This is a genomic window from bacterium, assembly GCA_026416715.1.
Classification (GTDB): Bacteria; UBP4; UBA4092; order JAOAEQ01; family JAOAEQ01; genus JAOAEQ01.
On sequence record JAOAEQ010000011.1, the window covers coordinates 30,251 to 42,100 of the forward strand.

The 11,850-nt window shown below is 40.8% G+C and carries 8 protein-coding genes; 5 read left to right on the top strand and 3 right to left on the bottom strand.

Features of this window, described 5'->3' with window-relative positions:
- Positions 1-229: 229 nt before the first annotated feature.
- Entirely contained in the window at positions 230-1,162 is a 933-nt protein-coding gene (locus N3A72_06085; protein ID MCX7919167.1) for a peptidoglycan DD-metalloendopeptidase family protein, read from the bottom strand.
- 552 nt (positions 1,163-1,714) lie between these two features.
- Here N3A72_06085 and bamA point away from each other — a divergent pair.
- The 3 genes from bamA to N3A72_06100 all read left to right on the top strand — a co-directional run bounded on the left by bamA (position 1,715) and on the right by N3A72_06100 (position 5,148).
- The gene (gene bamA / locus N3A72_06090) at positions 1,715-3,286 is read left to right on the top strand and encodes an outer membrane protein assembly factor BamA (protein MCX7919168.1); all 1,572 of its coding nucleotides are present in this window, start codon (positions 1,715-1,717) and stop codon (positions 3,284-3,286) included.
- A 97-nt stretch (positions 3,287-3,383) separates the two neighbouring features.
- Positions 3,384-4,169, top strand: coding sequence for a hypothetical protein (locus tag N3A72_06095; GenBank protein ID MCX7919169.1), 786 nt, complete (start codon positions 3,384-3,386; stop codon positions 4,167-4,169).
- 94 nt (positions 4,170-4,263) lie between these two features.
- On the top strand, positions 4,264-5,148 hold the full coding sequence (locus N3A72_06100) for a hypothetical protein (GenBank protein ID MCX7919170.1): 885 nt from the start codon (positions 4,264-4,266) through the stop codon (positions 5,146-5,148).
- 182 nt (positions 5,149-5,330) lie between these two features.
- On the opposite strand, the gene N3A72_06105 is transcribed toward N3A72_06100, so the two are convergent.
- On the bottom strand, positions 5,331-6,005 hold the full coding sequence (locus N3A72_06105) for an endonuclease III domain-containing protein (protein ID MCX7919171.1): 675 nt from the start codon (positions 6,003-6,005) through the stop codon (positions 5,331-5,333).
- Between the two features lie 293 nt (positions 6,006-6,298).
- Here N3A72_06105 and N3A72_06110 point away from each other — a divergent pair, with 293 nt between their 5' ends.
- Together N3A72_06110 and N3A72_06115 are read left to right on the top strand one after the other, a co-directional pair.
- A complete protein-coding gene (locus N3A72_06110; GenBank protein MCX7919172.1) occupies positions 6,299-7,339 on the top strand; it encodes a GAF domain-containing protein in 1,041 nt (346 codons plus the stop codon).
- Positions 7,340-7,451: 112 nt separating this feature from the next.
- Complete coding sequence (locus tag N3A72_06115; protein ID MCX7919173.1) at positions 7,452-8,747, top strand: DUF1015 domain-containing protein; 1,296 nt, start codon at positions 7,452-7,454, stop codon at positions 8,745-8,747.
- A gap of 247 nt (positions 8,748-8,994) precedes the next feature.
- Here the strand turns inward: N3A72_06115 and ppdK are convergent, their stop codons facing one another.
- Entirely contained in the window at positions 8,995-11,733 is a 2,739-nt protein-coding gene (gene ppdK / locus N3A72_06120; protein MCX7919174.1) for a pyruvate, phosphate dikinase, read from the bottom strand.
- Positions 11,734-11,850 lie beyond the last annotated feature (117 nt).

Consider the following 11,850-nt stretch of genomic DNA (forward strand, 5'->3'; position numbering starts at 1 on the left):
TCCTTTCGATATAAAATTGGGATTTTTATTATAGCAGAAATAAGTAATAATGAGGAAATAAATGAGGAAATTAGGTTAAACGAGAAAACAAAATCCGGTATTATTATCTCGTTTACGCATAGTAAACGCAAAATATTTAATAAGGCAAACACACTGTTTTAGAATGAACGTATATTAGAAAATTGGCAGAAATAAGATTATAAAATGCTGGTGAGGAAGTCTTATAAAGTTATCGAATGAATTTTAGCGGATTAACGGGAGTACCATCTCTATGCACTTCAAAATGTACGTGCGGACCGGTTGACAGACCGCTACTACCAACCCGAGCAATCGGTTGTCCTTTTTTAACATAATCTCCCGGTCGAACGAGTAAAAATGAACAATGTCCGTATATGGTTTCGTACCCTCGATTATGACGAATCACTACGGTTTTCCCTAACAGTCCGTTCCAACCGGATTCAATAACCCGACCACTTTCCGCAGCAACAATCGTTGCGCCATACGATGCTGCAATATCTATCCCAGTATGGAGTCGAGCTCCGCCACCCATTGGATGGGTTCGATATCCGAATCGGGAAGTAATTCTCCCTTGCACCGGTAATCTGAATCCAGTTCCAGTTTGATTTCCAAGCGCAATTTGAATCGCTTTCTGCCCAGGTAGAAAAATCCGAGTTCCGGATTTAACTTCAGTTGCTGAAGTTAATCCGTTTACCAATAGGATATCTTCAACTTTTATACGATATGTTTTTGCGAGTGAGGTTATTGATTGGTTTTTAGTGACTGTGCGAAACACTCCAACTTGATTCGGGACTTTGATAATTCTTCCCGGCTGGAGTGCGTGTGCGTCTAGAGAAGGATTCTCTGCTAGAATAGTCTGCGGGGTAACTCCATATTTTTGGGCAATGCTCCAAATTGATTCCCCGGAGGAAATTCGATGATGATAAACCACAACTTTATTCGTATTCGGTGGCCGTTCTGTTGCATTCGTTGATTCACCCGCATGTGAAATGGTTTTTCCAGCGTTTTCTACAGACTGCTCTGGAGTAGCAATCGGCGTTGAATTTGATGTCGGTTCATTGATTGCGATAGTATTTTTCGGAGATTTAACTTCGGAAGGTGTTGGTATCGTCGCAAAATATAGCCGGCCAATTCCTGCGAACATTATTGCAATTGTAATTACAGTGCTAATCAGAACCGAATATGGTATTTTACTGTTGCGCTCTCTGTTTTTTTCTATCATTATTCAACCCTAGAATCCTAAAAAAATAAATCCTGTGCGAAAATAGTATAACGATAACTCTATAAAATGTCAAGCAAAATCTTGCTATTTTTGTAAAAAATAAAAAAATAAAATACACCTTACTTTATTTTAAGGCATAACATTATACTTTTTCGTATCTCGCATATAAAATAAATTTTGCAATTATTATACCATAACTAGCTACATTGTTTGTTTCCTTTCGATGATATATTTCACGTTGTAACTAATCGGACAACCAGTAATCGTTGCGATTTTTTCGGTAGAGAAAATCGCAGATTGTTGAACGGTAAAAAGAATATTTCTATTTTGTAAAAACGTTAAAACGCTCTCTAAGCAGTAAAATAAAGAACGAATAACGAAAAACCAATACATTACCTTGCCGCATTTCGCTATAATATTTACAATATTTTGCTTGACATTTTTCTCAATTCCCAGTAGTTTGATTGAGTGCTTATGATAATTGCTAATCGACAAACTTCATTGCGATATTTATTTTTCATACTTTTTTTTATAATTCTTACTCAACTATTATTTGCACAAGAGCCTCCTATAACCTATACAATCCAAACTATCGGGTTTATAGGAAATCAGGAAATTCCATCAAGCGAATTAGTGCAAGTGGTTCCGATACGTGCTGGGCAAGAATATAGTCGTGATTCGGTCATTGAAGGAAAATATAATATACTATCATTTTATGGAGAACATGGTTATATTTATGCCAAAGTGAAAGAATTACTCTATGTGAATGAAACCACCGGTGATATCGCGTTAACCTATGAAATTTCTGAAGGGAAAAAAGCCTATTTCGGGAAAATTAGTCTGGTCGGCAATACCAAAACACATGACCGTGTCATCTGGCGAAAACTCACCATTCGTCCGGGAGAAGTATACAATCGGAAAGAGGTGTTTACGTCACAACGGAAATTAATGTTATTAGGATATTTCGATGAAGTTAAAATTGAACCAGCGAATCCGACTGTGGAAGAAGAAATTGTCGATTTGATTATTTCGGTGAAAGAGCGGCAGACCGGATTGATCAGTTTGGGAACCGGATATAGCACGGAAGAAGGGGTTCGTGGCTATGCGCGATATCGGCAGACGAATTTGTTTGGAAAAGGGCAGCGGTTTGGAGCGAGTGTCTATTTATCCGAACAAGGTGATTTAGTCGAACGTGGCCGAGAGGTCAATCTCGATTTTTATGAACCGTATTTGTTTAATACCATGAACGGATTCGGTTCGAACATTTATTTCCGACGAGAAAATCTAGAAAATTATAGTCTTCGACGTCGTGGCGGAAAGATGTATGTAGAACGGAGTTCAGCCGATGGTCGAATAAAATATTCGGCTCAATATCGATTGGAAGAAAATCAGATGTGTTATATCAAAAACACTGTTGACCCAGAAATCATTGCGCTGGAAGGAACGAAAACTGACCTCGGAGTTTTCAGTGTTAACCTTACAAAAGATACCCGGGATAATTTAGCGAATCCACACCGGGGACAACTTCAATCGTTAACCGCAGAATTAGCGTATCGCTGGCTAGGGTCAGAAGCAGACTATTATAAAGTGTATGCAGATTTACGGACCTATTTCCAATTATTCAAATCGGAATGGATATTAGGGTTCCGAACCGCTGGCGGGTTTGCTGAACCGTTTGGTCACTCCGACTCTATCCCAATCTACGAACGATTTTATGCGGGTGGCGGCGAATCGGTTCGTGGGATTAAAGACCGGTATCTCGGTCCAAAAGATTTAGATGGTTATCCCGTTGGTGGCGATGCGATATTATTATTGAACGTAGAATTGCGCTTCCCGATCTATAAACAATTCGGCGGGGTCGTTTTCTATGACTACGGCAATGTTTGGGAGAAACTCTCTGATGTTAATCTAAATGATATGCAATCGTCGGTTGGTATTGGGTTCAGGTATCAGACGCCAATCGGTCCATTCCGCATTGATTATGGTATTAAAATTCCGAAAGAAGATAATGGCCGATTCCATATTAGTGTGGGTCAGACGTTCTAAGATAGAGCAGAATAAGAATCGAGAAATAGTGAAATAATTGTTTCTAAATATTCTGGTATAAGTTTTGCATAATTAGGTAGTAGTTATGCAATTCTATATGAAACTTTTTACTATAATCCAAGTACTGTTGTTGCTGGTTAGTCTTAACATTGCTGGATATGCCCAAGTCCATCCACTACCACCACCTACCCAACCAGCTCCTGTTCCACCTCGATATATACCGAAGCCATCTCCCATCGTTCCTGCGGATAAACCGATGCCGATAGATTTAGCCCAATTGCAGAAAGTGTATCAAGACTTGCGCACGGAACGCGACCGGCTTGAAAAAGAAATTGATATTGCGGTTGGGAACATTCGGCAGTTGAAAAATGACTTGCGAAATACCGATAACCCGGTCAGTAAATTTTTTTATCGACGGCAGTTAGAAACCCAATTTGCTGCGTTTCGTGAGAAAGTTGAACAGCTAGAACTAGTTGAAGAACGGCTTACCGGGATAATTCGCGAATTCGGCAAACGGATTAGTCTAGAACCTACCGGAATTCAGCCGACACCACCACTTCGCCCAATACCATTCCAGAATCAACCCTCTCCATTACGACCGGATTTTTCATCAGAACGAACCTTTGATCCGGAACCAGTCGTTATTCCGCCGGATTTCGACCACTGGCCTAGAATAGAAAAAACGAAATATCTCCAGCAGCAAATCCAACGGATTACTGCGGAGAAAAAACAACTTGAAACCGCTATTCACCAGTATCAAACTGATTTAGCTAAGCTGAGAAAGTTGCTTGACCAAGAAGCTAATCCGAAATCCGAAACGCTCAATGCCAACGAGTTCTTGGAGCGCGATGCTGCACCTAGCAGTCGAAACCCTCATCCATAAACAGTAGCGGAGGGCGACCCTGCTCGAGTGAGTACAGGTTTTGTACAATTTGGTGCGATTATAATCAGGATTGAGATGAAAAGGAGGAAAATTAATGATGGGAAACTATCATAGATTCATACAAACCATACCCCTAGAAAGATGGGTAGCTCTTTTTATCATTGTTATCGGACTTACGATACCAAGTTATGCTAAAAAAGAACTCGAATCTGAACACATTATTGCGTTACGGGAAGAGATTCAAATTTTGAATTTGCTAACTAATTTATATTTAACCCCAACCCAAATGCACCAATTGATTCCCAAAATCAAACAAGCGGAACAGGAGCGTAACCGATTGCAGAGCTATTTAAAATCAAATGAAGCACAAACGATTGCTGCCCTTAACCAATTGCGCGCAGAACTCATTGCTGGTAAGGATATTTCGCCGGATACCGAACGGAAAATCAATTCAATCCAGGGACAAGCAAAAAAAGAACTCTATACAATGAAACAGCGTATTGATGCGATTGCTGATGAGGTCAGGAATATCTTGAATCCGAATCAGCGAGTAGTATTAGTTGAATATGTCCCCTGTTTAATCCCAGCAAAAGATATTCGGCATCCTGCATTGGTTGGACAAGCGGAAAATGATGAGCGATTAGAACAAATGTTACTCCGCATCCGAAAGATGCCGCAGCCAGTTTATGAAAAAAATCGGGAGAACATCGTTGACCGTTTTCTCGAGCATAAAAAACTCTATCTGAAACCAGAAGAACTCGAGCAAGAAAAACGGCAGCTTTTACAGGTGCTCGATGAAGCGTATCGGTTGAATGAAACAGATTTTACGGTTAAAAAAAGCGTTTTGCTAGCCAGAATGAAGCCGATTAGAAAACATCCGACCAGTATCGAGTTTGAACGCGACCGAGTTAAATTATTTCTCCTTGACCCGAAACTTATCCCTATCCTCGAGAGCCGACTGGCAAGCATTGCTAAATAATCTGATTACCGAGGGCGACTTCTATGTCGCCCTGGTTTTTTATGTTTTTCATCTTACTATTTCCACCGCACTATCTCAATATTTCATTCAAATTATTCGTTGATTGGTAATACTATGGGTCTGGGGTGACTACGAACGAGATATTATCTCGTTCGTAGTCACCCCAGACTATCTCGTTGCGGTTATCTTGGATATAAGCATAGCGTATTGAGTGGACAAGATGAACAGCGGGGTCGTTTGGTGCATAGGTTTTTCCCAAGAGCAACAAGAAGCGCATGGTATTCATTGAATAGTTTAGGATTAGGCGGTAGATGAGACATAAAAAGCGTTTGCAATTCGCTATAGGTTACCTTAGGGTTGACGAGACCGAGTCGGGTGAAAATCCGTTTGGTATAGGCGTCAATAACGAAAATGGGCTTATTCCCCGCATACAGGAGAATCGAATCAGCAGTTTCTTCTCCGATTCCATAGACCGATAATAATTGAGTTCGTAGTTCTAATAACGGTACCGCAAACATTTTGTTCAGGTTTCCGTGATATCGCTGATGGAAAAAAGTAACGAATGCTTTGAGTTTTTTCGCTTTGGTATTGAAGTAGCCAGAAGAACGAATCAGTTGTGCGAGTTTTTTTTCATCGATAGTTACTAAACTCTGGCAATCAAGTAACCGTTCGTGTTTAAGATTAGCGATAGCTTTTTCAACGTTTTTCCAAGAGGTTGATTGGGTTAGAATCGCTCCGATAATAATTTCGAATCTAGTTTCTGCAGGCCACCAATGCTGGTCGCCAAAATGGTTATGCAATCGGTGAAAAATATTGAGTAGTAGGTTAGTCGTTCTAGATTTCTGTGGATACGTCATTGTAAAAGTATATTTCTTGCAACGACCGCTTGATGAAATGCCCAGCGTCGATTTTCTACTATCGTAAGAATGACGTCAAGCCTGACGGTACATCCTACCATAAAATTGAAAACCTGAAAAACTTCGATAACCAGATTCTATCCGTTCGTCCACTCGATGGTTCCATTTCATCACGGCATCTTGGCGGATACTCGAGTTGAAAATATGGAATATAGGAACAAAAATTATTTGACAGCATTAACCAAAGAATACTACAATTATCGTACCTATTTTCTTTAGATTCGTTTTACGTTATGAGCGAAAAAAACCATACTACGCATAACCATGAATTGAATTTTACCCGGTTACATAAGCTCATTGAACAGATTCATACATATCCTGATACCGAAAAGTTAATTGAGCAGATTCCGTTGATTTTCTGTCAATATGCCGGGGTGAACCGTTGTGTGTATTATGCGGTTCAGGAGAGGAAATTGCGATTATTATCTGCTTATTGTACCCATAATACGCATTGGCGAAAAGAGATTGCGCAACATCAATTAGAACAGGTTAATATCGATGGACACTCTCCGGAAGCGCAAGTGGTGCGAACTGGCAAATCCGTGGTGACAAACCATACCAGAAAAGAATTAACCTCATCTATGGAACAATGGATATTTCGTGATGTAACTGCATATATTTCTTTACCGATACTGTCTCGCAATAAGGTGGTTGGGTTAATTCTCTGTCTTTATACCGATCCTGAAAAGATGATTGAAACTCACGAACAGGAATACCTCAATCTCGCTGCGCTCACGGTAGGCTGCGCGTTAAACACTACCCAAGTTATTCAGCGAATGAATCAGAAGGAAAACGAACTTGCTGCATTACATAAATTCAGCCAACTACTCTCCAGTGGGAAAGGATTTTCGGAAATATTGCCAGTAATAGCGCGCGAGACGGCAAAATCGTTGCAAACGAAAATCTGCATCATCCGTTATCTTGAAGGGGATGAGATGGTTCTCGGCGCAGTAGTTGGAATGGAACCAGCCGAACTATCCGAACGATTTCCAGCGCATGTTGGTCTTTCAGGATGGATGGTGAAAGAAAAGAAAATTCTTGTCGTTAAAGATTTAACTACTGACCCGCGAGTTGAAAACCGAGTATTGATTTTTTCGCGAAAACAAGGATTACGGTCGTTCATAGGTGCACCATTATACTTTCGAAATAAATTGGTTGGTTTAATAGCAATTTATACCACCACCCCAAGATATTTTACGAATGAAGAAAAAGAATTATTAAGTCATTTTGCTACCGAAGCTGCGATAGCAATAGAATTAACTAAGGAGAAGTAATGAATAGGGAAACTTAGGACGAAACCGCATCAGTTAAGTAGATAATGCGTCGATAATAAGGTTAGATTAATTAGGTGTTTGCGTTCTTAAGTTTTTTGGTTTTTTAGTAATTATGGCAACTATATTACCATTTCGAGGATATCAATATAACCGAAACAAGGTTGGGAATATCCAGGAGTTAGTAACTCCGTTGTATGATTTAATCTCAACTGCAGAACAAGAACAGCTTTATCAGGTTAGTGAATATAATATGATACGGTTAAATCTTGGTAAACAATTTCAGAGTGATACAGCTGAAAATAATCGATACACCCGTTCTGCAGCGACATTACAAGCATGGATTAACGAACAGATACTCATTCCCAGTCCGGAGCCATCTTTGTATATTTATACCATCCAACTTGCCGGGAATCCGGTACCGTTAATCGGGTTTATGGGATTAGTTGAATTAGCTGAATTTGACCAGAAGGAAGTCCTTCCGCATGAGAACACGCTCCGGGCACCAGTCGAAGATAGGGTAAATTTAACTCGAGCTTGTCATAGTTATTTCGACCCGATTTTTGGCTTGTTTCAAGGGAATCATGGGCATGTTCGCTCGATCCTTGAACGATGGATGAACGACCATACACCAGAAATATCTATCTGGGACGCCAATGCGGCAATGCATAAACTATGGACGTTAGATGACCAACACGTAATCCAGCAGATCGTTGAATCATTAAAACCAAATCCGATTTTGATTGCCGATGGACATCATCGATATACCGCAGCGTTACAATATCGCCGAGAACGAAAACAAGCTAATCCGAACCATACTGGCAAAGAGCCGTATAACTATACCTTAATGCTACTAGCGGATTTAGAAGACCCGGGGATACTGATTCTTCCGACACATCGGTTGATCAAAAATCTCGCAGAAGAGAAATTAGCGCGAATTCCGGCGATATTTTCTGAAGATTTTAGTATTAACGAAATCCCATGTCTAACGGGTAACCGCAGAGAAATGCTTGAGCATGTAATCTCCAAAATGAAGGAAGCCCGAAATCAGAATCAGGTAGTATTTGGACTCTATACGGGAGGAGATAAATGCTACTGGTTAACTTATAAAGGACAAACTCCTGAAGGCGAAATCGACGTGCATATCTTTAATGCAAAAATATTAAATCAAGCGTTAGGAATATCGCAAAACGATGTTTTTTCTGGTGATTATCTTCGGTATACGAAAGATATTGCTTATGCATTACAATCCGTAGATTCAGGGAAAGTCCAACTCGCATTTTTCCTCAACCCTGTAACTATCGAACAGGTCAAACAGATTGTACTACGCGGAGATAAAATGCCACAAAAATCTACTTATTTTATCCCTAAACCTATGACTGGTTTGGTGATATATTGTTTTGGTGAATAGCTATGGTAATATCGGGATGCTGATAGAGTAGGATAACGTTTGATATTCTCGAGATTATAGGTATTATTGCATCTCCAAGAAAAAGTGAAAAGAATTACAAAAAAATATTGATGACAAATAAGAACCCCCGTAGCTCGAATATATTGACCTACGGGGGTATTTTATTTTCTTCTCCAGTTCAATCTCTTCTCTAGCGTTACTATGGTGAAAGCTATAGAAACCCGCAAATCAGATTGGGCAGAACACTCTATTTCTTTTTTTTCTTATCCGCAACCGCAGCACGCGCGGCAGCAAGTTTCGCGATCGGAACTCTAAATGGTGAACAGCTAACATAATCCATCCCAACTTTATAACAGAATTCAACGGATGCAGGGTCACCGCCATGTTCACCACAGATACCGACTTCTAAATTCGGACGAGTAGCACGACCGCGCTCAATTCCGATCTTTATGAGTTCTCCAATACCTTCTTGGTCAATCGTCTGGAACGGGTCATCAGGGAGAATTTTCTTTTCGATATAGTGATGCATAAACGCGCCGGTATCATCGCGCGAAAACCCGAATCCCATCTGGGTTAAATCGTTGGTTCCGAACGAGAAGAACTCTGAACATTGGGCGAGTTTATTTGCCGTTAATGCGGCGCGAGGAATTTCAATCATCGTTCCAACCATATGTTTGATTTTCTTGAGACCAAATTTTTTCAATACGTCAGCATAAATTTGTTTAACCAGAGCAAATTGATGTTCGAGTTCTGTTACCGTACAAACTACCGGAATCATAATTTCCGGAAACGCATCTTTTCCTTCTTTGATCAATTCCGCCGCAGCTTCAAAAATCGCCCGAATCTGCATTTCCGCTATTTCCGGATAAGTTATTCCGAGTCGAACTCCACGATGCCCCATCATCGGATTGGTTTCATGTAATTTCGCCGCACGGGTTTCAAATTCATCGAGGTCAATTCCAAGACTGTCCGCAAGTTTTTTCCGCTCATCTTCGCGTTTCGGAACAAATTCATGTAACGGCGGGTCGAGCAATCGAATGGTAACCGGTAGTTTTCCCATCACTTCTAGAGTCGCTTTGATATCTTTCTTAACAAAGGGATAAAGTTCCGCTAATGCCGCTTTCCGTTCTTCAACAGTTTTTGAAATTATCATTTTCCGTAATAAAAATAATGGTTCTTCTGACCCTTTGCCATAAAACATATGTTCAGTTCGGAATAAGCCGATACCTTCCGCACCGAACGATAACGCTTTTTTCGCGTCATCCGGTGTGTCTGCATTAGTGCGTACTCCAAGCGTCCGAACTGCATCGCAGAGTTTCATAAATTTCTGGAAATAAACATTTTCTTCTGCAGATTTAATCATCGGCAGTTGACCAAGATACACATATCCTTTAGTCCCGTTTAAGGTAATCCACTCACCTTCTTTAACCGTGACCTCACCGGCGGTAAACAGTTTAGCTTCTAAATCAATATGGATATCACCCGCGCCTACAATACAACATTTACCCCAACCTCGGGCGACTAACGCTGCATGACTAGTCATTCCACCTCGAGCAGTGAGAATCGCTTGTGCTGCACGCATCCCTTCAACATCTTCAGGATTGGTTTCTTCCCGGACAAGGATAACCTTTTCCCCGCGTTTCGTCCACTCAACCGCATCGTTCGCAGTGAAAACGACTTTCCCGCTTGCCCCGCCAGGACCCGCTGGTAATCCTTTTGCAATCGGTTTAACCGTTAACTCTGCTTTCGGATCAATAATCGGATGTAAGAGTTCATCTAATTGCGACGGGGTGACCCGCATGACCGCTTGTTCTTTCGTAATCAATCTTTCATTATACATATCCACCGCCATTTTTACCGCTGCGGGACCATTGCGTTTTCCAACCCGACACTGTAACATCCAGAGTCGTCCTTCCTGAATGGTGAATTCGATATCCAGCATATCTTGATAATGTTTTTCCAGTCGTCTGCGAATTTGATCAAGTTCTTTATATAATTTCGGCATCGCAACTTCTAATGAAGGTAAATGCCGCGATTGTTCGGTTTTACCAGCTTCATTAATCGGATTAGGTGTGCGGATACCTGCGACAACATCTTCTCCCTGTGCATTTGGTAACCATTCGCCATAAAATACGTTATCGCCAGTCGCTGGGTTTCGGGTAAATGCTACGCCAGTCGCTGAGGTATCTCCCATATTGCCGAATACCATCGCTTGAACGTTAACTGCGGTACCCCATTCTTCAGGAATTTTCTCGATTTTTCGATATGCTACCGCTCGTTTCCCCATCCAACTCGCGAATACTGCACCGATTCCACCCCAGAGTTGTTCCATCGGATCCTCCGGAAAAGGTTTCCCAAGCACTTCTTTCACTTTCTTTTTATAGATATCAACCAATTCTTTTAAATCATCTGCGGTCAATTCGGTATCATTTTTAACCCCGCGTTTCTCTTTCATTTTATGGAGTTCCGCTTCTAATTGTTGCCGAACTCCTTTCCCTTCCGCAGGTTCAATCCCAGCTGCTTTTTCCATAACAACATCGGAATACATCTGAATCAACCGCCGTTGCGCATCATAAACGAACCGTGGATTATTGGTTTTTTTGATTAATCCTTCCCGAGTTATATCATTTAATCCGATGTTAAGTACAGTTTCCATCATTCCTGGCATTGAACTTCGTGCTCCCGACCGAACGGAAACTAACAACGGATTTTCCGGGTCACCAAATTTCGCTCCCATAATCTGTTCAACCCGTTTCATTGCGGATTCAACATCTTTTTTTAATTCCGGTGGATATTTCCGACCGTGCTTGTAATAATAGGTGCATACTTCAGTAGTGATTGTAAAACCGGCTGGAACAGGAATTTTTAGATTGACCATTTCTGCTAAGTTTGCTCCTTTACCACCGAGCAGTTCTTTCATAGCGCCGGTTCCTTCCGCTTTACCCGCACCGAAAAAATAAACATATTTCTTTTTCTTCTTAGCCATAGAATGTTATGCTCCTTTCGAAAAGATTTTAATGGCAATAGTTAGCTGGTTACATTAAAAAAGCCGAACCACAATGTTGTTCATTTTTGGTTCAGCTCGCATATTAGTATAATTATA